Origin of the sequence: Pantoea sp. 18069, from assembly GCF_902706035.1 — a bacterium.
Taxonomy (GTDB): domain Bacteria; phylum Pseudomonadota; class Gammaproteobacteria; order Burkholderiales; family Burkholderiaceae_C; genus Comamonas.
In genome coordinates this window covers 24,638-48,837 of sequence record NZ_CACSJA010000028.1, presented here as the reverse complement: position 1 = coordinate 48,837, position 24,200 = coordinate 24,638, and the positions used below count along the sequence as shown (strand labels likewise).

Annotated in this window: 20 protein-coding genes; 10 read left to right on the top strand and 10 right to left on the bottom strand. The window is 67.5% G+C overall.

Going from position 1 to position 24,200, the window contains the following annotated elements; genetic code table 11:
* From GVL12_RS19175 to GVL12_RS19165, 3 genes are read left to right on the top strand one after another with little or no spacing between them, the layout of a single operon-like run.
* Positions 1–1,161, top strand: a complete 1,161-nt coding sequence (locus GVL12_RS19175) for a 5-(carboxyamino)imidazole ribonucleotide synthase (protein WP_200843913.1) — start codon at positions 1–3, stop codon at positions 1,159–1,161.
* A 12-nt stretch (positions 1,162–1,173) separates the two neighbouring features.
* Entirely contained in the window at positions 1,174–2,166 is a 993-nt protein-coding gene (locus GVL12_RS19170; protein WP_159917062.1) for an L-threonylcarbamoyladenylate synthase, read from the top strand.
* Between the two features lie 44 nt (positions 2,167–2,210).
* Positions 2,211–3,167 (top strand): SGNH/GDSL hydrolase family protein, encoded by a 957-nt coding sequence (locus GVL12_RS19165; protein WP_159917060.1) that lies wholly within the window; start codon positions 2,211–2,213, stop codon positions 3,165–3,167.
* Between the two features lie 47 nt (positions 3,168–3,214).
* Here GVL12_RS19165 and GVL12_RS19160 read toward each other — a convergent pair whose 3' ends face one another.
* Together GVL12_RS19160 and dacB are read right to left on the bottom strand one after the other, a co-directional pair.
* On the bottom strand, positions 3,215–4,774 hold the full coding sequence (locus tag GVL12_RS19160; RefSeq protein WP_200843912.1) for a S9 family peptidase: 1,560 nt from the start codon (positions 4,772–4,774) through the stop codon (positions 3,215–3,217).
* A gap of 56 nt (positions 4,775–4,830) precedes the next feature.
* Positions 4,831–6,324, bottom strand: coding sequence for a D-alanyl-D-alanine carboxypeptidase/D-alanyl-D-alanine-endopeptidase (dacB, locus tag GVL12_RS19155; RefSeq protein ID WP_159917058.1), 1,494 nt, complete (start codon positions 6,322–6,324; stop codon positions 4,831–4,833).
* 165 nt (positions 6,325–6,489) lie between these two features.
* On the opposite strand from dacB, the gene tsaB reads away from it, so the two are divergent.
* The 4 genes from tsaB (at position 6,490) to corA (ending at position 9,683) form a co-directional block, all read left to right on the top strand.
* The gene (gene tsaB, locus GVL12_RS19150; protein WP_159917056.1) at positions 6,490–7,176 is read left to right on the top strand and encodes a tRNA (adenosine(37)-N6)-threonylcarbamoyltransferase complex dimerization subunit type 1 TsaB; all 687 of its coding nucleotides are present in this window, start codon (positions 6,490–6,492) and stop codon (positions 7,174–7,176) included.
* Positions 7,173–7,658, top strand: a complete 486-nt coding sequence (rimI, locus tag GVL12_RS19145; protein WP_159917054.1) for a ribosomal protein S18-alanine N-acetyltransferase — start codon at positions 7,173–7,175, stop codon at positions 7,656–7,658. Before tsaB ends, rimI begins: the two co-directional genes overlap by 4 nt.
* Positions 7,649–8,461, top strand: coding sequence for a uracil-DNA glycosylase family protein (locus GVL12_RS19140; protein ID WP_159917052.1), 813 nt, complete (start codon positions 7,649–7,651; stop codon positions 8,459–8,461). The genes rimI and GVL12_RS19140 overlap by 10 nt, the downstream gene beginning before the upstream one ends.
* A gap of 235 nt (positions 8,462–8,696) precedes the next feature.
* Positions 8,697–9,683 carry a magnesium/cobalt transporter CorA gene (gene corA, locus GVL12_RS19135; RefSeq protein WP_159917050.1) on the top strand — a complete coding sequence of 329 codons (987 nt, stop codon included), beginning with the start codon at positions 8,697–8,699 and terminating at the stop codon, positions 9,681–9,683.
* 212 nt (positions 9,684–9,895) lie between these two features.
* Here corA and GVL12_RS19130 read toward each other — a convergent pair whose 3' ends face one another.
* The 8 genes from GVL12_RS19130 to GVL12_RS19095 form a co-directional block, all read right to left on the bottom strand.
* On the bottom strand, positions 9,896–10,642 hold the full coding sequence (locus GVL12_RS19130) for a 5'-methylthioadenosine/adenosylhomocysteine nucleosidase (RefSeq protein ID WP_159917048.1): 747 nt from the start codon (positions 10,640–10,642) through the stop codon (positions 9,896–9,898).
* A gap of 135 nt (positions 10,643–10,777) precedes the next feature.
* Positions 10,778–12,451 carry a long-chain-fatty-acid--CoA ligase gene (locus GVL12_RS19125; protein WP_159917046.1) on the bottom strand — a complete coding sequence of 558 codons (1,674 nt, stop codon included), beginning with the start codon at positions 12,449–12,451 and terminating at the stop codon, positions 10,778–10,780.
* A gap of 125 nt (positions 12,452–12,576) precedes the next feature.
* A complete protein-coding gene (locus tag GVL12_RS19120) occupies positions 12,577–13,284 on the bottom strand; it encodes a hypothetical protein (RefSeq protein ID WP_159917044.1) in 708 nt (235 codons plus the stop codon).
* Between the two features lie 248 nt (positions 13,285–13,532).
* Positions 13,533–14,597 carry a class II fructose-bisphosphate aldolase gene (gene fba, locus GVL12_RS19115; protein ID WP_159917042.1) on the bottom strand — a complete coding sequence of 355 codons (1,065 nt, stop codon included), beginning with the start codon at positions 14,595–14,597 and terminating at the stop codon, positions 13,533–13,535.
* Between the two features lie 375 nt (positions 14,598–14,972).
* On the bottom strand, positions 14,973–16,415 hold the full coding sequence (gene pyk, locus GVL12_RS19110; RefSeq protein ID WP_159917040.1) for a pyruvate kinase: 1,443 nt from the start codon (positions 16,413–16,415) through the stop codon (positions 14,973–14,975).
* A 167-nt stretch (positions 16,416–16,582) separates the two neighbouring features.
* Positions 16,583–17,362, bottom strand: coding sequence for a CPBP family glutamic-type intramembrane protease (locus GVL12_RS19105; protein ID WP_159917038.1), 780 nt, complete (start codon positions 17,360–17,362; stop codon positions 16,583–16,585).
* Positions 17,363–17,420: 58 nt separating this feature from the next.
* A complete protein-coding gene (locus tag GVL12_RS19100; protein WP_159917036.1) occupies positions 17,421–18,809 on the bottom strand; it encodes an aminopeptidase P N-terminal domain-containing protein in 1,389 nt (462 codons plus the stop codon).
* Between the two features lie 167 nt (positions 18,810–18,976).
* Positions 18,977–19,774, bottom strand: a complete 798-nt coding sequence (locus GVL12_RS19095) for a nucleotidyltransferase family protein (protein ID WP_159917034.1) — start codon at positions 19,772–19,774, stop codon at positions 18,977–18,979.
* A 149-nt stretch (positions 19,775–19,923) separates the two neighbouring features.
* On the opposite strand from GVL12_RS19095, the gene tkt reads away from it, so the two are divergent.
* The 3 genes from tkt to GVL12_RS19080 all read left to right on the top strand — a co-directional run bounded on the left by tkt (position 19,924) and on the right by GVL12_RS19080 (position 24,193).
* Positions 19,924–21,966, top strand: a complete 2,043-nt coding sequence (tkt, locus tag GVL12_RS19090; protein ID WP_159917032.1) for a transketolase — start codon at positions 19,924–19,926, stop codon at positions 21,964–21,966.
* Positions 21,967–22,010: 44 nt separating this feature from the next.
* Entirely contained in the window at positions 22,011–23,015 is a 1,005-nt protein-coding gene (gene gap, locus GVL12_RS19085; RefSeq protein ID WP_159917030.1) for a type I glyceraldehyde-3-phosphate dehydrogenase, read from the top strand.
* 203 nt (positions 23,016–23,218) lie between these two features.
* Positions 23,219–24,193, top strand: a complete 975-nt coding sequence (locus tag GVL12_RS19080; protein ID WP_200843911.1) for a tripartite tricarboxylate transporter substrate binding protein — start codon at positions 23,219–23,221, stop codon at positions 24,191–24,193.
* The last annotated feature ends 7 nt before the right edge of the window (positions 24,194–24,200 follow it).

Here is a 24,200-nt window from a genome sequence, read left to right as displayed (position 1 = left end):
GTGAATGCGACTATCCTGCCCGGCGCCACGCTGGGCGTGCTCGGCGGCGGCCAGCTCGGACGGATGTTCGTGCATGCGGCGCAGTCCATGGGCTATTTCACGGCCGTGCTCGACGCCGACCCGACCAGTCCCGCCGGCCTGGTCAGCCACGCGCATGTGCGCTCGGGCTACGAAGACCCGCAGGGCCTGGCCGAACTGGCCCGGCTCAGCGCAGCCGTGACCACCGAATTCGAGAACGTTCCCGCAGCCGCGCTGCGGACGCTGGCGCTGACCCGGCCGGTTTCGCCCGCGGGCGACGCGGTGGCGATCGCCCAGGACCGGGCCGCCGAGAAGGCGCATTTCGTGCGCTGCGGCGTGCCCTGCGCGCCCTATGCGGAAATCACCACGCCCGCGCAGCTCGCGGCCGTGAACGCCAGCCTGCTGCCCGGCATCCTCAAGACCGCGCGCATGGGCTACGACGGCAAGGGCCAGGCGCGCGTGCGCACCGCCGCCGAGCTGGCCGCCGCCTGGGACGACATGGGCCGCGTGCCCTGCGTGCTCGAGAAGATGCTGCCGCTGGCGCATGAATGCTCGGTGATCGTCGCCCGCGGGCGCGATGGCCAGATCGTCAATCTGCCGGTGCAGCGCAACCTGCACCGCGACGGCATCCTGGCCGTGACCGAAGTCCATGCGGGCAATGTGCCGGCCACGCAGGCGCAGCAGGCCGTGGCCGCGGCCCAGTCGGTCGCCCAGGGCCTGGACTACGTGGGCGTGCTGTGCGTCGAATTCTTCGTGCTCGAGGACGGCAGCCTGGTGGTCAACGAGATCGCTCCGCGCCCGCACAACAGCGGCCATTACAGCCAGAACGCGCTGGACGTCTCGCAGTTCGAGCTGCAGGTACGCTGCATGACCGGCCTGCCGCTGGTGCAGCCGCGCCAGCACAGCGCCGCCGTGATGCTCAACCTGCTCGGCGACCTGTGGTTCAAGGACGGTGCCACGGCCAGCACGCCGGCCTGGGAGCAGGTGCTGGCCCTGCCCGGCGCCCACCTGCACCTCTACGGCAAGGCCGAAGCCAAGCCGGCGCGCAAGATGGGCCACCTGAACATCACCGCCGCCACGCCGGAGCAGGCGCGCGCCGTGGCGCTGCAGGCCGCGGCCATCCTGGGCCTCGCGCCTTTCTAGCCAGGGCCTGCGATGATTCTCCCAGGGAACCTGCCCACGGCCATCGCCGAGGCAGCGCGCGCGCTGCAGCGCGGTGCGCTGCTGGGTCTGCCGACCGAGACCGTCTATGGCCTGGCCGCCGACGCCGACAACGACGCGGCCGTGGCCGCGATCTTTGCGGCCAAGGGCCGGCCGAGCAACCACCCGCTGATCGTGCACGTCGCCGACGCCGCGGCGATCACGCGCTTTGCCAAGGAAGTGCCGCTGTTTGCGCAGCAACTGATCGACGCCTTCTGGCCCGGCCCGCTGACGCTGATCCTGCCGCGCCGCGCGGGCATGGTTGCCGCGGCCACGGGCGGCCAGGACAGCGTGGGCCTGCGCTGCCCCTCACATCCGGTTGCACATTCCTTGTTGCAAGCCTGTGCGCAATTGCAACCACCTGTGTGGGGGGTTGCCGCGCCCAGTGCCAACCGCTTTGGCCGCGTGAGCCCGACCACGGCCGCCCATGTGCAAAGCGAATTCGGCGACGACCTGCTGGTGCTCGACGGCGGCGAATGCGCGGTCGGCATCGAATCGACCATCGTCGACTGCACGCGCGGCGTGCCGGTGCTGCTGCGCCCCGGCGCGGTCTCGCGCGCCGACATCGAACGCGCCTGCGGGCTGCGGCCGCTGTCGAAGGAGGAACTGCCCGCGCACACGCCACGCGCCTCGGGCACGCTGCTCGCGCACTACGCGCCCGATGCGAAAGTGCGGCTGATGGATGCGCAGCAACTGCAGACCGGGCTGGACCTGCTCGGCACCGACGCCGTCCATCTGGGGGTGTATGCTCGGAGCCCTTTGCAGGTGCGTTCGCCGGTCACGCTGCGCCGCATGCCCGACGATGCGGCGGCCGCCGCCCAGGAACTGTTCTCCATGCTGCGCGAATTCGATGCCGCTGGCGTGCGCTTGCTCTGGATCGAAACACCGCCTGCCACGCCCGCGTGGGAAGGCGTGCGTGACCGCCTGCAGCGCGCCGCAGCGGCTTGAATCCGCCCCGTTAAACTCTTTCCATATCCTTTCTGGAGAATCTCATGGCAGCAAATTGGATGCGTAGGACCGCTTTGGTCACCGCCTGTGCAACGGCGGTGCTGCTTGCGGCCTGCGGCTCAAGCACCACGGAATCGGCGATCACGCCCAGTCGTTTCATCGGCTTTGGCGACGCCACCAGCGATGTCGGCCAGAGCGGCGCCAGCTATACCGTCAACAACGGAACCCTGAACAACTGGACCCGCTATGTGGCCCAGCAGTACGGCCTGGACCTGACGGCATCGTCGGCGGGCGGACTCAGCTACGCCTACGGCAATGCCCGCATCGCGGCCACGCCCGACGCCGCGGGCAACGCTGCGACACCAACGCTGGCCGCGCAGATCGACACCTTCCTGGCTTCGGGCGGCGCGCTGCAGAAGAATGACGTGGTGCTGCTCAGCGCCGGCGTCAGCGACCTGATCGTCGGCCTGTCCGGCGTGATCGCGGGCACGCAGACTTCGGCCCAGTACGAAGCCTCGGCACGCGCGCTCGGCACGCAGTACGCGAACCAGATCCGCCGCCTGACCACAGCCGGCGCCAAGCAGGTGGTGTTTTCCGGCACCTATGACCTGGGCAAGTCGCTCTGGGCCATCGAACGCGGCCAGGTCGCAACGGCCGAAGCCGCGAGCAAGGCCTTCAACGAAGCCCTGCTGATCGGACTCAATGATCTGGGCAACGTCGTGCTGTACATCGACCTGGCCTATTACGTCAACCTGTACACCTACTCGCCGGGCTCCTACGGTTTCTCGAACGCCACCACGCCGGTCTGCACTTCGGTGGACGCGGGCCCGGGCATAGGCATAGGCACCGGCGAAGTCAATTCCTCGCTGTGCACGGCCTCGACCCTGGTCGCTGGCGCCAACCCGGATGTCTACCTGTTTGCCGACAAGGTCTACCTCACCCCATCGGCCTACCGCCAGTTCGGCACCTACGCCTACGACAGGCTGCGGGTGCGCTGGTAAGCCGCCCCGTATCGCCTTGCGCGCCAACCGACCTGCGGGTCGGTTTTTTATTGTCCAGAAGCGATGACGCGATCGAAGAAGCCGCGCGCCGCGAGGTGGCACAAAGGCGGCACCAGCGCGCCGTGGTACAGCAGCAGCGCGGCCGCGGGGCCGCCCTGGGCCACAGCCGCCGCCTTGGACAGCGCGAATCCCGTCTTGACGCCGGCAAACGGGTCGTCGATGCCGCTGACAGGCGCATCGACATCCAGCACGCTCAGCAGGCCCGGGGCCATGGCCGCGGCCGACGGCGCCGACCACAATGCCTGCATCACGCCGGTGTTGAGCCCGAAGAACACCGTCGGGTCGGCCTGGCCGCCGCACAGCAGCACGGGCCGCGTGGGCACCCAGTCGCGCAGGTCGTTGGCCTTGAGCGCCACGCGCATGGGATGGCCGGGCGCGGCCGCGGGCAGGCCCGTGCTCCACTGCGGCACCACGCCGTCGGGCCGGGCCTGCGCGTCCTGCAGATAGGCCAGGCGCTGGGAATTGCGCATCAGCGGGTCCAGGCCAAAGCCGAGCGCGAACAGCGGCGCCTGGGCCAGCGGCGTGGTCGGCGGAGTGATGGCCTCCAGGCCCGGCGCGGGAGCGCTGCTGCTGAACAGCGCGCTGACCGGCAACCGGCCCTGGGCCCAGAGCTGATCCAGCGGCACCTGCGCGGGCAGCAGCGTCTCCATGTGCGACGCATAACGCGACGCATAGACTTCACCCGGCGCGCGGTACAGATTGCCATAGGCCTGCTGGTAGGCGGTCACCAGCAGGGGCGTGAACACCGTGCTGCCCAGCGGCACGCGGCCATGGAAGATCGCATCGCCATAGCTGGCCAGCGCATACGGGCCGGACATCGGTGCCGAGGCCGTCACGTACTCGCCCGCGGCCTGCAGCGCGCGGTGCGTCGCAAGCGCCACATGGCCGCCCTGGGAGTTGCCCGACAGCAGCAGCTGGCCGCTGTCGCGCGCGGAAAGCAGGGGCAGCGCCCGGCGCGCGGCCGTGAGCGCATCGATCATGTCCTTGGACTGCTGGTCGGCCACGAGATACGGGTGGTAGGCCAGCCGCGACCGGTCATAGCCCGCGTAGTTCGGGGCGACGACGATGAAGCCATGGGCCGCAAATGTCGCCGCGAGCTGCAGCCCCGAGGCCGCCCCCGGCCGGGTCAGATCGGTGATTTCGGCCTGGTTGTAGGCGCGCCGGGGGTCGGTGCCATGGCCGTAGAGCAGCACCGGCCGCGCGCCCGAACAGGCCGCGCCGCGCCCCTGGGGCAGCATCAGCGCGGCCGTCGCATTGGTGGGCTCGCCCCGGGCGCCCACCGTGGCGTATTCGATGGAATGCACCTGCACGCCGCAGACCGGCGCGCCGACCAGCGCCAGCAGCTCACGCCCGGTCGGCGTGGCCGACAGCTGGGCGCGCAGGTCCGGCGCCGAAGCCGCGAAAGTGCCCGGCGGCGGGTTCTGCAGCAGCGCGCCACGCCCGGTGCCGGGATCCCCATCGTCCGCGCCACCGCAGGCCGCGAGTGCCGCGGCAACAGCCGCCGCGACGACTGCCGCCCTCCAGATTGCTGTCCATTGCATCCTCATGCTGCGCCTCCTGATCTTGGTGTGATGGACCGCCCACGCAGCGGCCTCGCCCCACCTTATCGAGGCGCGAGGTCGCCGACCACCCATTCCACCAACGCGTCCAAGGCCGGACGTGCGGCCGCCGCGCGGCTGTCGTTGACCAGCGCAACCAGCACATAGCGCCGGCCGCTGGCCGCATGCACGAAGCCGGCGAGCGCCGTCGCATCGCGCAGCGTGCCGGTCTTAAGATGGGCCTGGCCGCCGGCGCGCGCCTGGTTGCGGCGCAGCGTGCCATCCACGCCCAGCACCGGCAGCGAAGCCAGGAATTCGGGCATTACCGGCGAGGCCCAGGCGACCTGCAGCATGCGCGCCAGGCCCTGGGCCGTGAGACGCGCCTCGCGGCTCAGGCCCGCACCGTTGCCCACGATGGGCTGCGCCTGCGCGCCGATTCTTTGCTGCCACCACTGGTGCAGTGCAGCCTGCGCGCTGTCCCAGCTGCCCACGCCCGTGCGCTGCCAGCCCATGGTCAGGAAAACCTGCTGGGCCATGACGTTGTTGCTATATTTATTGATATCCCTGACCACCTGGGCGAGCGATTCCGACTCGATCACCATCGCGGCTTCGAGCCCCTGGGGCACGCGACCATCGCGCACCACGCCGCCGAGCTGGCCGCCCAGTTCGCGCCACATGCCTTCGATCGCGCGCGCCGCGAACTGCGCGCTGTCGACCGGCGCCACGGCCCAGTTGCGCGGGCCGCACGCAGCCGGGTAGCTGCCCGCAAAATCCATGCGCCCGGCAAGCTCCAGACTGGCCTGCAGGCGCAGGTGCCAATCGCCGCAAGGTGTGCCTTCGGGCGCGAGCGGCACGCTGGCCTGCAGCACCATGCCGGCCAGCGGCGGGTCGTACTGGATACGCGCGAGACCGCCCTTCACATCGGGCAGAAAACCCATCACCAGCGACTTGTAGTTGACCAGCAGCGCATCGGGCGAGACGTTGTATGGGCGCAACGGCTCGCCATCGAACAGCGCCGGGTCATGCGCGGCGAGCGCGAATGCCGAGCGGTCGAGCACGATGTCGCCGTCGATCGCACGCACGCCCATGGCCTGCAGCCGGCGCAGCGCCAGCCACAGCCGCTCCATCACCAGCCGCGGATCGCCCTGGCCCTGGATATAGAGCGGCCCGCGCAGCACGCCGGCCTGCACGGGACCGCCGAAATAGAAAGGCGTGCGCCAGGTATAGGCCGGGCCCAGCTGATCGAGCGCGGCAAACGTGGTCACGAGCTTCATCACCGAGGCCGGGTTCATCGGCCGCTCGGGCTGCCAGGCCAGGCGGGGTACGGCGCCTGTGCCGGCCTCGACCACCAGCACCGAGAGGGCCTCGGGCGGCAATTGGGCGCGCGCGAGCGCGGCGGCCACGGCCGGCGGCAAGGCCGCCAGCGCAGCGGTCTGGCCCGTTTGGGCCTGGGCCGCATGGGGCGAGGTCGCCCACAGCGCCACGGACAGCGAAATGCCCAGGACGACGCGCGCGCAATGAGGGGCGCGCAAGCGCGCCAGGACGGACTGCAACAACATGCCGGCCAGTTTAGGGCCTGGGCGCCGGGACCGATGGACCGCTGCGCGCCGCCCTTGCGCCGGGCTTTAGCGCCGCGGCGCGCAAGGAGCACCGCGGCCACCGATAATCAGGGGCTTGCGCACTTGCGCCTGGCGACCTGCCGTTCTTCCTGGCGCCCCCATCCCATGAATCTGCTTGCCTTCGATACCAGCACCGACACCCTTTGCATTGCCGTCCAGCGCGCCGACGCGCTCTGGCAGCACCGCGGGCCTGGCGGTGCCCAGTCATCGGCCCAGCTGCTGCCGGCCATTCGCCGGCTGATGGACCAAGCCGGGCTCGAATTCAAGGCGCTCGATGCCATCGTCTTCGGCCGCGGCCCGGGCTCGTTCACCGGGCTGCGCACGGCCTGCGCGATTGCGCAGGGCCTGGCCTTTGGTGCCGGCGTGCCGGTGCTGCCGGTCGATACGCTGCTCGCCGTGGCCGAGACGGCGCGCGCCGAGCACGGCTGCACCGACGTCGTCGCCGTGCTCGATGCACGCATGAACGAGGTCTATCACGCGCCCTACAGCTACCGCGACGGCGTCTGGCTGGCCGCGGGCGACGTCGGCGTGTGCGCGCCCGAAGCCCTGCAGGTGCCCGCGGGCTGGAGCGTCGTCGGCAATGCCCAGGCCGCCTATGGCGAGCGCCTCGCGCCCGAGGCCCTGCACCTGGCCGCGCTGCCGACCTCGGCGGCGCTGCTGCGCCTGGCGCCCGCGCTGCTCGCGGCCCAGGGCAGCCAGCCGGCTGCCGCTGCGCTGCCCTTGTACATCCGAGATAAAGTGGCGCAAACTACCGCTGAACGTGCCGCTGCACGCCTTGCTGCCACACCATGAGCCCTTCCAGCCAGCCCGCCCACCAGGAAACCATACGCTTTGCACCCTTGACCGCAGCCTCGCTCGAGACCCTGCTGCCGATCGAACAGCAGGCCTATAGCCACCCCTGGACGCACGGCAACTTCATCGACGCGCTGGCCGCAGGCTACGAAGCACAGATGCTGCTCGACGCCGATGACCAGTTGCTGGGCTACTTCGTCGCCATGGCGGTGCTCGACGAAGTCCATCTGCTCAACCTCACGGTCGCGCCCGCCCACCAGGGCCGGGGCTGGGCCCGGATCATGCTCGAAGGGCTGTCGCTGTGGTCACGCCAGCGACAGGCCCTCTGGCTGTGGCTCGAAGTGCGCGCGAGCAACGCACGGGCGCGCGCCATCTACGAAAAACATGGTTTCCAGCAGATCGCCGAACGCAAGAACTATTACCCGGCGGTCGATGGCCAACGCGAGCACGCCATCATCATGAGCCTCAAGCTATGGCCCTGAACCTCGACCCGCGCCAACGCGCCATGCTGCAGGAAATGGGCATCACGGTCTGGCAGCCCGCGCCGCCGGAGCCGGCCCAGGCCGCAACGGCTGTAGCCTTGGAACAACGGCCTGCGCCCATGGCCCAGCGTGCGCCGCAGCCGCCGGCCAGCCCCGCCCCACGCCCGGCACCCGCAGCAGCAACCCAGGCCCCGGCCCGCCCCCAGCCCGCGCCTGCGCCCCAGCGCCCGCCTGCAAGCGAAAGCGCTGCGGCCACGGGCTGGCGGCTGCATCCCGCGCGCCCGGTCTACGGCCCGAGCAGCAACGCGCCTGCGGCGGCCGACGGCGGCTGGCTGATCCTGCTCGAACACCCCACGGCCCTGGGCCTGCCCGCAGCCGCGCCCGAACCCCGGCCCACCGGCACGGTGCTCGAAGGCGATGCCGCGCGCCTGCTCGACAACATGCTGCGCGCGCTGCGCCTGCACCAGCACCCGCGCGTCTGGAGCGCGGCCCTGGAGCGCGACACCGCCCAGGCCTCGGCGGCCGCGGGCGACTGCCCGCCCCTGGATTCCGGCCTGCAGACGATGGTGCAGACGCTGCGGCCGGCGCGCATCCTGGTGCTGGGCCTGGCGGCGGCACGCGCCGTGCTCGGCCGCAGCGATGCACTGGGCCGGCTGCGCGCCGAACCCCACCAGGCCGCAGGCGTGCCCGCCGTGGTGACCTACGACCCGAACTACCTGCTGCGCGCCGCGCATGCCAAGCCGGCGGCCTGGGCAGACCTGTGCCGCGCCCAATCGCTGGGACAGACCATTACAGCGCGATGACAACCGGGCCCGCACCCGCCCCGGCGCGGGCTTTTCTGCGCCGCGCCGCGCGTGCGCAATGCCATAATTCGCCACTTCAAGATAACTGGAGATGACTCCGTGGAAAGCTACCCTAGTTGGTAGCTTTCAACTCCCATCGTATGGCTGCGCGCACCTTGCCACGCGTGCCGCTGCGGGGGTTGAAAGCATGACCTCTTTCACCGCCGCACGCCGAAAAATGACATGGGAGTGAGCAATGCTCAACATCTTTACGTTGGCCAATGGCCGCCTGGTTCAGGAAGAAATCGACTCGCTGGAAGACCTGGCGAAGTTTCAGCCTATCTGGGTCGACCTCGAATCGCCGACGCTGGAAGAAAAGCGCTGGATCAAGCAGCATTACGGCCTGTCGATTCCTGAAGACGCGATGGATGAAGACATCGAAGAATCGGCGCGCTTCTACGAAGAAGACAACGGCGAGCTGCATATTCGCAGCGATTTCTTGATCGATGACGACGAAGACCCGCGCTCGGTGCGCGTCGCGTTCATCCTGAACCAGCACAACGCAGAGCTCAAGAGCCGCGGCGTGCTGTTTTCCATCCACGACGAGGACGTGCCGGTGTTCCGGCTGCTGCGCATGCGCGCGCGCCGCGCGCCGGGCCTGCTCGAAGATGCGAAGGAAGTGCTGCTCAAGCTGTTCGACGCCGACGCCGAATATTCGGCCGACACGCTAGAGCGCATCTACGATGCGCTCGAAAAAGTCAGCACCCAGGTGCTGTCCGGCGATGTCGACGACGCGCGCGCAAGCGAGGTGCTGTCGGCCATCGCACGCCAGGAAGACTTGAATTCGCGCATCCGCCGCAACGTGATGGACACGCGCCGCGCCGTGAGCTTCATGATGCGCAGCAAGATGCTCAACGCCGAGCAGTTCGAGGAAGCGCGTCAGATCCTGCGCGACATCGAATCGCTGGACAGCCACACCGCCTTCCTGTTCGACAAGATCAACTTCCTGATGGACGCCACCGTCGGTTTCATCAACATCAACCAGAACAAGATCATCCGCATCTTCTCGGTGGCCAGCGTCGCGCTGCTGCCGCCCACGCTGGTGGCCAGCGCCTACGGCATGAACTTCAAGTTCATGCCCGAACTCGACTGGACGCTGGGCTATCCGTTTGCGCTGACGCTGATGGCGGCCAGCGCGGTCGGGCCCATGCTGTATTTCCGCAAGCGCGGCTGGTTGAAATAGAAGCACCCCCTGAGCCGCTCACGCGGCTTCCCCCTCTCATCCTTCGGTGGAGGGGGGCGCCCGGCCAGGGACGGCAGCCTCGCTGCGGGGCGGCCCTTGCTCGCTGCCCCCATGCTGGGCCGCGCCGGTTTCAAAGACCATGGGCCTTGCCTGAAGCCGTTCGTCTTGACCCCCCCGCCGTGCATGCCTATTGCCGCGGCACCGTTTCCAGTTCACGCCTGCGGCAGCCGCTGCAAAAAACCCGTGAGGATGTGCTGGGCATAGCGGCTGGCGACATTGCGCACGAAGTCCGCGAAGTCGACCGATGCGCTGTCGTCGGCGCGGTCGGAGATGGTGCGCATGGCGGCGAACGGCACGCCGTAGTCGTGGCAGGTCTGCGCCACGGCCGCGCCTTCCATTTCGACCGCGAGCACCGCGTGGCCCGCGGCCTCGAGGCCAGCGCGCAGTGCCTGCGATGCCAGGGCCGTGCCGACGAACTGGTCGCCGCTGACCACCAGCCCATGGTGCGCGCGCGCCGCGCTGCCCACGCACTGCTGGCTGGCCGCGTGCAGCGCCGCGCTCATCACCGGGTCGCAGGCCAGGCGCGTGCGGCCATAGCCGGGCAGCTCCCAGCGCGGGAACAGCGGCGAAACGTCAAGATCATGCTGCAGGTATTCGCTGGCCACGACCACATCGCCGACCTGCACGCCCGCGCCCACGCCGCCCGCCACGCCGGTGAAGACGATGCGCGTGACGCCAAAGCGCTCGATCAGCGCCGCCGCCGTGGTGGCTGCGGCGACCTTGCCTATGCCCGAGAGCGCGCAGACCAGGTCATGGCCGGCGCCCGCGCCTTCGCCCGCACCTTGCCAGCGCCCCTGCCAGAACTGCCGCCCCGCGTGCCGTGTGCCGCGCACGCCCTGCAAAGTCTCTACCCAACCGGCCTGCTCTTCGGGCAAGGCGCTCAAAATGGCAATCGTCATGTATTCAAAAGCTGAAAAAGAAACCGCCGTACTGTACGGCGGTAGTTGGACGCATTTTCGCTTTGAACGCGCTGGCGTGAAATGCCCTGAAGCGGCCTGCCCTGCGCCAGGCTCAGGGCAAACGGCCGGGCTGCTTTATTTCCTCAGCTCGCGGCGCAGTATCTTGCCCACGGGTGTCTTGGGCAGCTCGGTGCGGAACTCGATCACGCGCGGCTGCTTGTAGCCCGTGAGGTGCGAGCGGCAGAAGTCGCGCACCACCTGCTCGGTCAGCGCCGGGTCCTTCTTCACGATCACCAGCTTCACGGCCTCGCCGGTCTTCTCGTCGGGAATGCCGACCACCGCGCACTCGAGCACGCCCGGGCATTTGGCGACCACGTCTTCGACTTCGTTCGGGTAGACGTTGAAACCGCTGACCAGCACCATGTCCTTCTTGCGGTCGACCACCTTGAAAAAGCCGTTTTCATCGAAGGTGCCGATGTCGCCGGACTTGAAGAAACCGTCGGGCGTCATGGACTTGGCGGTTTCGTCGGGCAGCTGCCAGTATCCCGCCATCACCTGCGGGCCCTTGATCGCGATCTCGCCCGGCACACCGGGCTGTGTCACGTCGTTGCCCGCGTCGTCGACCAGCTTCATGTACGTGCTGGGCAGGGGCACGCCAATGGTGCCCGTGAACTGGCTCACGGTGACCGGGTTGCAGCTGACCGAAGGGCTGGTTTCCGACAGCCCATAGCCTTCGCAGATCGGGCAGCCGGTCTTTTCCAGCCACAGCTGCGCGACCGCGCTTTGCACCGCCATGCCGCCGCCGACCGACACCTTGAGGTGCGACCAGTCGACGGTGTTGAAGTCGGGGTGGTGGGCCAGGCCGTTGAACAGCGTGCTCACGGCCGGAAAGCTGTGGAAACGGTGCTTGGACAGCTCCTGCAGCGTGGCCTTGAGGTCGCGCGGATTGGGGATCAGGATGGTCTTGCCGCCGGTGCGCATGGACAGCATCATGTTCACCGTGAACGCGAAGATATGGTAGAGCGGCAGCGCGCAGACGCTCGTGGGCTGCTCGCCCGTCGGCACCTTGTCCATGGCCGGCGCATTCCAGGCTTCGGACTGCAGCACGTTGGCGATCACATTGCGGTGCAGCAGCACCGCGCCCTTGCTCACGCCCGTCGTGCCCCCTGTGTACTGCAGCAGGGCGATGTCGTCGGGCAGCAGTTGCGGCGCCTGGAAACTCGCATGCGCGCCCTTGGCCAGCGCGTCATTGAAGCGCACGGCGCCGGGCAGCTGGAACGCGGGCACCAGCTTCTTGACCTTGCGCACCACGTAATTGACCAGCGCTCCCTTGAGCAGGCCCAGCTGGTCGCCCATCGCGCAGAGCACCACATGCTTGACGGCCGTGGCGGCGATGCAGGCCTGCAGCGTGGTCGCGAAGTTCTCGATGATGATGATCGCCTTGGCACCCGAGTCCTTGAGCTGGTGCTCGAGTTCGCGCGCGGTGTACAGCGGGTTGACGTTGACCACCACATAGCCCGCGCGCAGCACCGCGGCCACGGCCACCGGGTACTGCGGCATGTTGGGCATCATCAGCGCGACGCGATCGCCCTTGGCCAGGCCCAGGCCCTGCAGGTAGGCGGCCAGGATGCGGCTTTGCACATCGGTCTGGGCATAGGTCACTTCCTTTCCCATGAAGCTGTACGCCACCCGGTCGCGGTACTTGGTGAAGGCCTCTTCCATCAGGGCCACCAGCGACGTGTATTGGGTCGCGTCAATTTCCGCGGGCACCCCTTGGGGGTACGCGCTCAGCCAGGGACGATCACTCATAGTCTTTGTGCCTCCAGTATTTCTTGCCAACGCTCAGGCGATTGTCAGCCGAGGGCCGAAAGCTCGCAGCCTGTGATTACCCTAGGCCGGCTGGAATCCGCCTGGCTCAGAACGTGTTCACGTTCTCAGACCGAGCCCGGGAACGGTGGCAGCACGAGCGCGCCGTCGAGCGACGACAGGCTGTCGCGCGCCGCGCTGGCCACGGCCAGCGCCCATTCGCGCAGTTGCCGGCCCTGGCTGCCTTTTTCGGGCTGCAGCAGGCGCTGGTCGGCAAGGATCTGCAACTCCACCATGCCGCCGTCCTCGGTGGCAAAGCGGTAGCTCAAGTGGCTGTAGGGCAGCACCGGCAGTTGCCGGTGGCGTGCGAGCCAGGTCTGGGTTTCGGGCTTGGTGCGCTTGAGCCACTGCTGTGCCTGGGCATTGCGGCGCAGCCGCAGACAGTCCATGCGGTCAGGGCTGCCGGCTGCTTCGTCGAACAGCAGCACGTCGAGCTCGCGTGGGCAATTGATCCCCCAGGACACGGGTTTCCAGAACAGATTGGAGGCATTGGTGCGCACCAGCACCACGGCCAGCGGCTCCTGCTTTTCGCCGCGCAGCACCAGCGCCCGGCTGCGCAGTGCGATCTTGCCGCCCGCGGTCGGCAACGGCGCCCAGGCCTCATCGGCCGCACCCAGATCGGTCCAGGCACCGGCAGGCAACGCCAGCTGCGCGCGCCCCGCGGTGTATTGTCCCGAAGCCACGCCCTGCGTCTGCGAGGCACATCCCGCCAGCAGCAGCGCCGCCGCTGCACTCCAAAGCGCAGAGCGCACCATCGGCCGTCCCATTCTCTTCATTGCGAGTCCTCCCTGCGCATAGGCCTGAGCTTGCATGCCGGCCTGTGTAATTTGTCAGCAAACGCCATGCTGCACGCTGGCCGGGAAAAACGCAAACGGATTGCACTCAGAAAAGGCAAAAAATCACCTGCCCCGAGCCCGTTGCAAGGCCTTTGCGCTCCAAATGGATGTTTTTTGCCGGTGAACCGGCGAAAAAAAAGCCCCCGGGCCAGGAGCCAGGGGGCTTTGCCGTGGCCTGCGCCAGAGCTTCAGTTCACGACTTGCTTGAGCGTGCCGTCGGCATACATGCCGGCGACGACCTGCAGGTTGTGGCCCTTGATCTTGCCGGCCTGGCCTTCGCAGCCGAATTCAACATAGCGCTGCTTGCAGATCTGCTTGGCGGCTTCGCGCGCGGGCTTGAGCCATTCGCGGGCATCGAACTTCTCGGGGTTCTCGAACATGAACTTGCGCACCGCGGCCGTCATCGCCAGGCGGATGTCGGTGTCGATGTTGATCTTGCGCACGCCGTACTTGATGGCTTCCTGGATTTCCTCGACGGGCACGCCGTAGGTTTCCTTCATGTTGCCGCCGTACTGGCGAATGATGGCCAGCAGGTCCTGGGGCACCGACGACGAGCCGTGCATCACCAGATGGGTGTTGGGCAGGCGGGCGTGGATTTCCTTGACGCGCTGGATCGACAGGATGTCGCCTGTGGGCTTGCGCGTGAACTTGTAGGCGCCATGGCTGGTGCCGATGGCAATCGCCAGTGCATCGAGCTGCGTGGCCTTGACGAACTGCGCGGCTTCCTCGGGGTCGGTCAGCATCTGGCTGTGGTCGAGCTTGCCGACCGCGCCGATGCCGTCTTCCTCACCGGCTTCACCGGTTTCCAGCGAGCCCAGGCAGCCGAGCTCGCCTTCGACCGTGACGCCCACGCGGTGGGCCATTTCGACGACCTTGCGGGTCACGTCGACGTTGTATTCGAACGAAGCCGGCGTCTTGCCGTCTTCCATCAGCGAGCCGTCCATCATCACCGACGAGAAGCCCAGGTCGATCGCGCCCTGGCAGATCGCGGGCGACTGGCCGTGGTCCTGGTGCATGACCAGCGGAATGTGCGGGTACTGCTCGATTGCGGCCTGGATCAGGTGCTTGATGAAAGCCTCTCCGGCGTATTTGCGCGCGCCGGCACTGGCTTGCAGGATCACGGGTGCGCCGACTTCATCGGCCGCAGACATCACCGCCTGGACTTGCTCCAGGTTGTTGACGTTGAAAGCAGGAATGCCATAGCCGTTTTGTGCAGCATGGTCGAGCAGTTCGCGCATCGAGACGAGGGACATGGTCGTGGATCCAATCAGGGTGGGTTAACAGCCAGCGCAACATTTGCCGCACGCGGCCCAGCCGCGCCACGGCAGGAGCCCGGGCCAAGCGGTGGTAACCGCTGTGTAACCCGGGATTTTATCCCGACTGAAAAACCCGCACCAGCGCCGTCGGTGTCCATTGATCGTAGTTGCGTTCAGCTGTACGTACTGATCGCTTCGGGCATGGCTCCCGAAACTGGCGCTACCCAGCATGGGGGCAGCGAGCCCTTCGACTCAGCTCAGGACGCCGCCCCGCAGCGAGGCTGCCGTCCCTGGCCGGGCGCCCCCCTCCACCGAAGGATGAGAGGGGGAAGCCGGGGCCGGCCATCCGGCGTGAGCGGCTCAGGGGGTGCTTTAGCTAGCTCTGCAGATCTGCAGCATGTTCGTGCCGCCAGGCTGGCCCATGGGCAGGCCACAGGTGATCGCATAGACATCGCCCTGCTGCACGATGCCGCGCGCCTTGAGGTGGGCTTCGGCCTGCTCGAGCGCCGTGTCGCGGTCCGCCGACGTGTCCATCAGCAGCGGGCGCACATTGCGGTACAGCGCCATGCGCCGCTGGGTCTGGACCTTGGGCGTGAGCGCGTAGATCGGGATGTGGATGCGCCGGCGGCTCATCCACAGCGCCGTCGAGCCGCTGTCCGTCATGGCGACCAGCGCCTTGGCGCCCAGGTGGTGGGCCGTGAACAGCGCGCCCATGGCGATGCTCTGGTCGATGCGGCCAAAGGTCCGGCCGGTGAAGTCGGCATCACGCTCTACGTCTTCGGCCGCCTCGGCGGCGGTGCAGATGCGCGCCATTTCCTCGACGGTTTCCAGCGGGTACTTGCCGGCCGCGGTTTCCGCACTGAGCATCACCGCGTCGGTGCCGTCGAGCACCGCGTTGGCCACATCGCTGACTTCGGCGCGCGTGGGCACGGGATTGGTGATCATGCTTTCCATCATCTGCGTCGCGGTGATGACCACCTTGTCCATCTCGCGCGCCATGCGGATCATCTTCTTTTGCAGCGCGGGCACGGCCGCATTGCCGACTTCCACCGCCAGATCACCACGCGCGACCATGATGCCGTCCGAGACGCGCAGGATGTCCTTGAGGTGCGGAATCGCCTCGGCACGCTCGATCTTGGCGATCAGGCCGGGCTTGTGGCGCCACGGCGAGCCGGCCACATTGCACAACTGGCGCGCCATCTCCATGTCGGTGGCATTCTTCGGAAAGCTCACGGCCACGTAGTCGGCCTGAAAGCCCATCGCGGTCTTGATGTCTTCCATGTCCTTGGCGGTCAGCGCCGGCGCCGTCAGGCCGCCGCCCTGCTTGTTGATGCCCTTGTTGTTGGACAGCTCGCCGCCGAGCTTGACGGTGGTGTGCACCTCCTCGCCGCGCACCGCATCGACGGTGAGCACGATCAGGCCGTCATTGAGCAGCAGCAGATCGCCGGCCTTCACGTCGCGCGGCAGTTCCTTGTAGTCCAGGCCCACGCCCTGCAGATCGCCGGGTTCGGTGCGCGAGGCGTCGAGCACGAAGGGCGCGCCCGGCTCGAGCATCACGCGGCCTTCGGCGAACTTGCCGACACGGATCTTGGGGCCCTGCAGGTCGGCCATGATGGCCACTTCGCGGCCCGCGCGCTGGGCGGCGGCGCGCACCATCGCGGCGCGGTCGATATGGTCCTGTGCAGTGCCGTGGCTGAAGTTCAGCCGCACCACGTTGACGCCGGCACGCACCATGCGCTCTAGCAACTGGGGATCGCTCGATGCGGGGCCCAGGGTGGCAACAATCTTCGTGGCGCGGGTCAACGGCTTGGTCATAAGGCTTTCGCGGGAGGGTGATCGGAAGACGATTCTCACACGGAAGCGGTTACATACCGGGTACGAAATATAGCCCCCACGCTTGCTCGCTTCGCGTAGCTGCGCATGGGGGGCGAAGCCCCCCATGTGATCGCGTCAGACGGCGGAGTTGCACCCCCGGAACGTTTCTACAACACCGGCCCTATCAGTCCATGCGACATCAGATAGGTCAGCAGATGCGCCAAGATGGCGGCCTCGAGGCCGAAGCGCCAGCAGAGGAAGCCGCCCATCAGGCCATAGACGACCTTGCCCAGCAGCACATGCAGCAGCAGCAGACCCGGCAAGGGGCCGAGCAGCCACCAGGCGAGCAGCCAATGGATCGCGGCCCAGAGCAGCGAGCACAGCACGATCGCCGCCCAGGCCATGGCCGGCGAGGGCGGTGCATCGTGGCGGCCCGACAGGCGCCACACTCCCCAGAACACGCAGGCCAGCAGGCCCCAGCGCACCAGCAGCTCGTTGGTCACGCTGCCGTAGAGCAGCTTGGCCACCAGCGGCATGGTGTACAGCGGCTCAGCGGCCTTGACGCTTTCGGGCCAGACGATGGCCAGTGTCACCAGCCAGGCCGCGCCGGCCACCCCGCCGGCCACGCCCGGCAGCCACACGCGCCGCAGCGGCCCGCGCGGCGAGCGCCCCGCCACCCAGGTGGTCAGGATAGGCGCCGCCAGCCCCACGCGCGGCGCGAGCAGCACGCCCATTCCCACGGCAAGCGCGAGTACCGACGCCAGCACCAGCAACAGCTCCATCCCCGGCTGCCCAAACGGCGGCGGCACGGGCTGGGTATACCGCCAATGCGGAACGATGGACCACACCATCGCCGACATGCCGGGCATCCCCAGCAGCCAGAGCACCGTGAAAATGCGCCACTGAAGGCGCGGTGGTGCGGAAAGCGTGCTGGAAGCGTCGGACATGGGAGCAGTCAGGAAAAATGGAAGCACTCGCCGGTGCGTGCGCTGGTGCAGGCATGGCTCACGCCAGATCGCGCATCAGCGCTTCGATCTCGTCGGCCTTCACGGGCACATCGCGCGTGATCAGTTCACAGCCGTCCTCGGTGACGATGGCATCGTCCTCGATGCGGATACCGATGTTGTGGAACGCCTCGGGCAGCTCGGCGCTCGCGCGCAGGTACAGGCCCGGCTCGATGGTGGTGCACATGCCCGCACGCAGGATGCGGCTCGGGCGCTGGATCACGACATCGCCCGACAGCGGATCGCGGCGCTGCGCGCTCGCATCGTCGGCGCCGGGTTCGACATAGCTGCCGCAGTCATGCACGTCCATGCCCAGCCAGTGGCCGGTGCGGTGCATGTAATACGGGAAATAGGCGCGCTTTTCGATCACGTCCTGGGCCGTGCCCACGCGGTTGGCGTCGAGGATGCCCAGGTCGAGCAGGCCCTGGGCCAGCACGGCCAGCGTCGCATCGTGCGGGTCGCTGAAACGCCGCCCGGCGCGCGTGACCGCAATGGCCGCGTCCTGGCTCGCGAGCACCAGGTCGTAGACCGCGCGCTGCGCGCCGGTGAACTTGCCGTCGGCCGGGAAGGTGCGCGTGATGTCGCTGGCGTAGCCGTCGAGCTCGCAGCCCGCGTCGATCAGCACCAGCTCGCCGGGGTGCACCAGGGCCTTGTCGGCCTGGTAATGCAGCACGCAGGCATTGGCGCCCGCGGCGACGATGGAGCCATAGGCGGGATATTGCGAGCCATGCTGGCGGAATTCGTGCAGCAGTTCGGCATCCAGGTGATATTCGCGCACTTCTTCGCCCGCACGCAGCATGCGCGCCGAGCGCTGCATGGCGCGTACATGGGCGCCGGCGCTGATGCGCGCGGCGCGGCGCATGATGTCCTGTTCGTGCGCGTCCTTGACCAGGCGCATTTCGTCGAGCAGCGCGCACAGGTCACCCTGGTGGGTCGGCGACTGCACGCCCATGCGCACGCGGTTGCGCACCTGGGACAACCAGGTTTCGACCTGCGCGGCAAGCCCGGCATGGGTCGCGAACGGGAACCACACACAGTTCGTGTTCTCGAGCAGGCGCGGCAGCCGGGTGTCGATCTCGGTGCTCGAGAATGCCTGGTCCACGCCCAGCGTGGCGACGGCGGCCTCGGGGCCCAGGCGATAGCCGTCCCAGATTTCGCGCTCGAGGTCCTTGGGCTGACAAAACAGCGTGCTCTGGCCATCGCCCTTGAGCACCAGGCAGGCCTGGGGCTCGGTGAACCCGGTCAGGTAATAGAAGTAGCTGTCATGCCGGTAGAGAAAATCCGTGTCACGGTTGCGCTGGCGCACCGGTGCAGTGGGAATGATGGCCACGTCCTGGGGGCCCAGCTGGGCAGCCAGGCGCGCGCGGCGTTGGGCATAAACAGAGATCATGCCGACTATCGTACTGCGCAGTTGCTTGCAAATGTATCCCCTGAATTATTGGTTTGACCACTATTTGCAATCTTGCGTGCGCAGATTTCAGGATGTGACGTTGTCCTACAGGCGTTGCGACACTTGAAACCCGGCCTGTTCCAGCCCCGGAGCAAGGAAAAAGCCGCTCAGGAGGTGCCATTCAACATGTCCAGGCGCTCGGGCGTGCCCACATCGGTCCAGCGCCCCGAATACAGCGATGCGCCGACCCGGCCCGCGGCCATCGCCCGGCGCAGCAGGGGCCCGAGCGCCGCGCGCTCGCCTTCGGGGTTGCCCGCGGGAATCGCGCACCAGGGCGCGGCGAACAATTCGGCACGCAGCAGCGCGATCGTGCTGTAGGTCCAGCGCGGCCGCGGATCGCCCTCGGGCAGATCGAGGGCCAGGCCCTGCGCCGACAGGCCGAAGTCACCCCGGGGGTGGTGCTCGGGATTGGCCACCAGCCACAGGTGGGCCAACTGGTCGCTGGCCGCGAAAGCCGCCGCGGCCGCGGCATCGAAAGTGAAATCGGGCGCGAACACATCGCCGGCCGCGAGCCAGAACACGGCGCCAAGCTGCGGCAGCGCGCGCGCAATGCCGCCCGCCGTCTCGAGCGCCGGGCCCTGGCCCGACGGGTCCTCGTCCGAATAGACCAGCGGCAGTTGCGCGCCCCCGCTGTCGAACACGCTGCCCAGGCGCTGCGGAATCTGCGCGCCCAGCCAGCCGGTATTGATCACCGCGCGCGGCACGCCGGCCTGCGCCAGCGCCTGCAGATGCCACTGCAGCAGCGGCCGGCCCTGCACTTCGAGCAGGGGCTTGGGGCAGTGGTCGGTCAGCGGCCGCATGCGCTCGCCGCGTCCCGCGGCCAGCAGCATCGCCGGTGGCTGAAGCAGGCCTGCGGCAGGGGAAAGAACCGCCGTGGCAGGCGCGGAAAAAGGGGCGAAAGGCATGCGCTGAAAGCTCCGAAAATGCAGGCTGGACAAGGGTTTGACCATGGGCTGCACTGTAGTGCATTGCCCCGCGATACGGCTCAAAACGGGCTGCCGCTTAAAATGTCCGGCTTCCCCTGACAAACACCCTCCTTTTTCGGAGCGCCCTGATGGCCAACACTCAACAAATGGCGAATGCGATCCGCGCACTCGCAATGGATGCCGTTCAACAAGCCAACTCCGGTCACCCCGGCGCCCCCATGGGCATGGCCGATATGGCCGTGGCTCTGTGGAGCCGCCACCTGCAGCACAACCCGGTCAACCCGCACTGGGCCGACCGCGACCGTTTCATCCTCTCGAACGGCCATGGCTCGATGCTGATCTATGCGCTGCTGCACCTCACCGGCTACGACCTGCCGATGACCGAGCTCAAGAACTTCCGCCAGCTGCACAGCAAGACCGCGGGCCATCCTGAAGTGGGCATCACCCCGGGCGTGGAAACCACCACCGGCCCGCTGGGCCAGGGCGTGACCAACGCCGTGGGCTTCGCGCTGGCCGAAAAGCTGCTGGCTTCGGAGTTCAACCGCAAGGGCCATGAAATCGTCAACCACCACACCTATGTGTTCATGGGTGACGGCTGCCTGATGGAAGGCATTTCGCACGAAGCCGCGGCGCTCGCCGGCGCCTGGAAGCTCAACAAGCTCATCGCGCTGTACGACGACAACGGTATCTCCATCGACGGCCAGGTCACCCCCTGGTTCATCGACAACACCGCCCAGCGCTTCGAAGCCTATGGCTGGAACGTGGTCGGCCCCGTGGACGGCCATGACGTCGCAGCCGTCGACGCCGCCATCGCCCATGCCAAGCAAAGCGCGACCAAGCCCACGCTGATCATCTGCAAGACCAGCATCGGCAAGGGCTCGCCCAACCGCCAGGACACCGCCAAGGCCCATGGCGAACCCCTGGGCGGCGAGGAAATCGGCCTGACGCGCGCCGCGCTCGGCTGGCCGCACACCCCGTTTGAAATCCCGGCCGACGTCTACGGCGACTGGGACGCCAAGGCCGCCGGTGCCAAGACCGAAGCCGCCTGGAACAAGAAGTTCACGGCCTATGCCAAGGCCTACCCCGAACTCGCGGCCGAATTCACGCGCCGCATGGCCGGTGACCTGCCGAAGAACTTCGCCCAGATCGCAGTGAACACCGTGGTCGACACCATCGCCAAGGGCGAGACCGTCGCCAGCCGCAAGGCCAGCCAGATGGCGCTCGAAGCCTTCACCGCAGCCCTGCCCGAAATGCTTGGCGGCTCGGCCGACCTGACCGGCTCCAACCTCACCAACACCAAGAGCACGCCCGCGCTGCGCTTCGACGAAGCCGGTGCCGTGGTGAAGAACGAGTACGGCGTCGGTGGCCGCCACATCAACTATGGGGTGCGCGAGTTCGGCATGGCCGCGATCATGAACGGCATTGCGCTGCATGGCGGTTTCATTCCCTACGCCGGCACCTTCCTGACGTTCAGCGACTACAGCCGCAACGCCATCCGCATGGCCGCGCTGATGAAGCAGCGCGTGATCCACGTGTTCACCCACGACTCCATCGGTCTGGGCGAAGACGGCCCGACCCACCAGTCGATCGAGCACGCCGCGAGCCTGCGCCTGATCCCCGGCCTGGATGTCTGGCGTCCGGGCGACACCACCGAAACCGCCGTGGCCTGGAGCGCCGCGCTGTCGCAGCGCAACAAGCCCACGGCCCTGCTGCTGAGCCGCCAGAACCTGGCCTACGCGCGCAAGCGCGACGCCGGCGACATCAGCCGCGGCGCCTATGTGCTGAGCGAACCCGCCGACATCGGCCTGACGCAGGCCGCCCAGGCCGTGATCATCGCCACCGGCTCGGAAGTGCAGCTGGCGCTGGCGGCGCAAAAGCTGCTGGCCACGAAGAAGATCGCCGTGCGCGTGGTCTCCATGCCCAGCACCACGACTTTCGACCGCGAAGACGTCAAGTACAAGACCAAGGTGCTGCCCGCCCACCTGCCACGCGTTGCCGTGGAAATGGGCGTGACCGACTTCTGGTGGAAGTACGGCTGCGCGGCCGTGGTCGGCATCGACAGCTACGGCGAATCAGCGCCGGCCGGCGTGCTGTTCAAGCACTTCGGCTTCACCGAGGAAAATGTCGCGGCGACGGTCCAGGCCGTGCTGCGCCAGCAGAAGAAAAAGTAATCCGTCCAGTAACAGGTTTCGTCATTTCACTTCAAGAGGCAAATATGACCATCAAGATAGGTATCAACGGGTTCGGCCGCATCGGCCGCATGGTGTTCCGCGCAGCAGTGCAGAACTTCGGCAATGACATCGAAGTCGTGGCCATCAACGACCTGCTCGAACCCGATTACCTGGCTTACATGCTCAAGTACGACAGCGTGCATGGCCGCTTCCAGGGCACCGTGGCCGTCGAAGGCAACACGCTGGTGGTCAATGGCAAGCCCATTCGCCTGACGCAGGAGCGCGACCCCGCAGCCCTGAAGTGGAACGAAGTCGGCGCCGACATCGTGATCGAAGCCACGGGCCTGTTCCTGACCAAGGAAACCGCACAGAAGCACCTCGACGCAGGCGCGAAGAAGGTCATCCTGTCGGCGCCTTCCAAGGACGACACCCCGATGTTCGTGTTCGGCGTGAACTGCAAGACCTACGCCGGCGAAGCCATCATCTCCAACGCTTCGTGCACCACCAACTGCCTGGCTCCCGTGGCCAAGGTGCTCAACGACAAGTGGGGCATCAAGCGCGGCCTGATGACCACCGTGCACGCTGCCACGGCAACGCAAAAGACCGTCGACGGCCCGTCGAACAAGGACTGGCGCGGCGGCCGCGGCATTCTGGAAAACATCATCCCTTCGAGCACTGGCGCTGCCAAGGCCGTGGGCGTGGTGATTCCCGAACTCAACAAGAAGCTCACGGGCATGTCCTTCCGCGTGCCGACCTCCGACGTGTCGGTGGTCGACCTGACGGTGGAACTCAACAGCGAAGCGACCTACGCCGAGATCTGCGCTGAAATGAAGGCCCAGTCCGAAGGCGCGCTCAAGGGCGTGCTGGGCTACACCGAAGACAAGGTGGTCGCCACCGACTTCCGCGGTGAATCCTGCACTTCGGTGTTCGACGCCGAAGCCGGCATCGCGCTGGACTCGACTTTCGTCAAGATCGTCAGCTGGTACGACAACGAATGGGGCTACTCGAACAAGTGCCTCGAGATGGTGCGCGTTGTCGCCGCCAAGTAATCAGACCGGTCTGCGCTGACGAGCGCAGACTTGCTGCCAAGCGCCTGTTCCCGCAAGGGGACCGGCGCTTTTTTATTGGGGCGGGCAAGAATGTTTTGCGCATTTGCTCATGCGAAAGAATGCGTTGGCTGCATAAGTGCGCATCCCTAGACTGGCTGGTTCAACGGCTTAGCCGTCCGCTACCCGCTTACCGTCTCACCTCCATGCATCTGCCTTCCCCGACCCGCCGCCGCATTCTCGCTTCCACTGCTCTTGCCTGGGGCGTCAGCATGGCCGGCCTGGCCCACGCCGCAGACCGCACCATCCATATCGTCGTGCCGTTTGGCGCGGGCGCCGTGCAGGACACGGTGCTGCGCGCGTTCAGCAACGAGCTGGGCCAGGCGCTGCAGGCGACCATCGTCATCGAGAACAAGCCCGGAGCGGGCGGCACGCTGGGCACGCAGGGCGTGGCCCGGTCCAAGCCCGACGGCAACACCTTGGTCATGGCAGCTGCAAGCCACCATTTCACGGGCCACATGTACCCCAAGCTGGGCTTTCATCCGGTCAACGACTTCGAGCCCGTGGCCCTGGTCGCCTCGTCCGGCTATGTGATTGCCGCGCCCGCGGGCCAGGCCCGCACGCTGGCGCAATGGGTCGCCGCCGCCAAGGCCAGCCCCACGCCCTGGAACTACGCGTCGGCCGGCAATGGCAGCGCCTCCCATCTGGGCATGGCCTCGTTCCTGGCCAAGGCCGGTGTCGAACAACAGCACATTCCCTACAAGTCCACGGGCGACGCGGTGCGCGAACTGCTTGCCGGCCGCGTGCAGGGCGTGACGGCCGCGACCACGGGGCTGATTGCCTTCAAGGACGACCCGCGCGTGCAACTGCTGGCCTACACCGGCCCCAAGCGCTCGCCCTTCCTGCCCGACCTGCCCACGGTCGACGAATCGGGCTTTGCAGGCTTCCAGTTCGACACCTGGTACGGTCTTCTTGCCCCGGCCGGCACGCCGGCGGCCGAAGTGCGCAAGATCAACAACGCGGTCAACAAGGTGATGGCCGACCCCGTCGTGCAGGAACGCGTGCGCAAACTCGGCGCCGAAGCCGCGACCGATACACCGGCGGGCTTCAAGGACCTGCTGGCCAGGGACTGGCGCACCGCGGGTGAAGTCGTGCGGGTTTCCGGGGCACGGGTGGAATAAGGCTCTC

What these genes read in the sequence shown, in the direction of transcription:
- GVL12_RS19170 (WP_159917062.1), top strand. Translation starts at nt 1,174, where the DNA reads ATGATTCTCCCAGGGAACCTGCCCACGGCCATCGCCGAGGCAGCGCGC.
- GVL12_RS19165 (WP_159917060.1), top strand. Translation starts at nt 2,211, where the DNA reads ATGGCAGCAAATTGGATGCGTAGGACCGCTTTGGTCACCGCCTGTGCA.
- GVL12_RS19160 (WP_200843912.1), bottom strand. Translation starts at nt 4,774, where the DNA reads ATGAGGATGCAATGGACAGCAATCTGGAGGGCGGCAGTCGTCGCGGCG.
- dacB (WP_159917058.1), bottom strand. Translation starts at nt 6,324, where the DNA reads ATGTTGTTGCAGTCCGTCCTGGCGCGCTTGCGCGCCCCTCATTGCGCG.
- tsaB (WP_159917056.1), top strand. Translation starts at nt 6,490, where the DNA reads ATGAATCTGCTTGCCTTCGATACCAGCACCGACACCCTTTGCATTGCC.
- rimI (WP_159917054.1), top strand. Translation starts at nt 7,173, where the DNA reads ATGAGCCCTTCCAGCCAGCCCGCCCACCAGGAAACCATACGCTTTGCA.
- GVL12_RS19140 (WP_159917052.1), top strand. Translation starts at nt 7,649, where the DNA reads ATGGCCCTGAACCTCGACCCGCGCCAACGCGCCATGCTGCAGGAAATG.
- corA (WP_159917050.1), top strand. Translation starts at nt 8,697, where the DNA reads ATGCTCAACATCTTTACGTTGGCCAATGGCCGCCTGGTTCAGGAAGAA.
- GVL12_RS19130 (WP_159917048.1), bottom strand. Translation starts at nt 10,642, where the DNA reads ATGACGATTGCCATTTTGAGCGCCTTGCCCGAAGAGCAGGCCGGTTGG.
- GVL12_RS19125 (WP_159917046.1), bottom strand. Translation starts at nt 12,451, where the DNA reads ATGAGTGATCGTCCCTGGCTGAGCGCGTACCCCCAAGGGGTGCCCGCG.
- GVL12_RS19120 (WP_159917044.1), bottom strand. Translation starts at nt 13,284, where the DNA reads ATGAAGAGAATGGGACGGCCGATGGTGCGCTCTGCGCTTTGGAGTGCA.
- fba (WP_159917042.1), bottom strand. Translation starts at nt 14,597, where the DNA reads ATGTCCCTCGTCTCGATGCGCGAACTGCTCGACCATGCTGCACAAAAC.
- pyk (WP_159917040.1), bottom strand. Translation starts at nt 16,415, where the DNA reads ATGACCAAGCCGTTGACCCGCGCCACGAAGATTGTTGCCACCCTGGGC.
- GVL12_RS19105 (WP_159917038.1), bottom strand. Translation starts at nt 17,362, where the DNA reads ATGTCCGACGCTTCCAGCACGCTTTCCGCACCACCGCGCCTTCAGTGG.
- GVL12_RS19100 (WP_159917036.1), bottom strand. Translation starts at nt 18,809, where the DNA reads ATGATCTCTGTTTATGCCCAACGCCGCGCGCGCCTGGCTGCCCAGCTG.
- GVL12_RS19095 (WP_159917034.1), bottom strand. Translation starts at nt 19,774, where the DNA reads ATGCCTTTCGCCCCTTTTTCCGCGCCTGCCACGGCGGTTCTTTCCCCT.
- tkt (WP_159917032.1), top strand. Translation starts at nt 19,924, where the DNA reads ATGGCCAACACTCAACAAATGGCGAATGCGATCCGCGCACTCGCAATG.
- gap (WP_159917030.1), top strand. Translation starts at nt 22,011, where the DNA reads ATGACCATCAAGATAGGTATCAACGGGTTCGGCCGCATCGGCCGCATG.
- GVL12_RS19080 (WP_200843911.1), top strand. Translation starts at nt 23,219, where the DNA reads ATGCATCTGCCTTCCCCGACCCGCCGCCGCATTCTCGCTTCCACTGCT.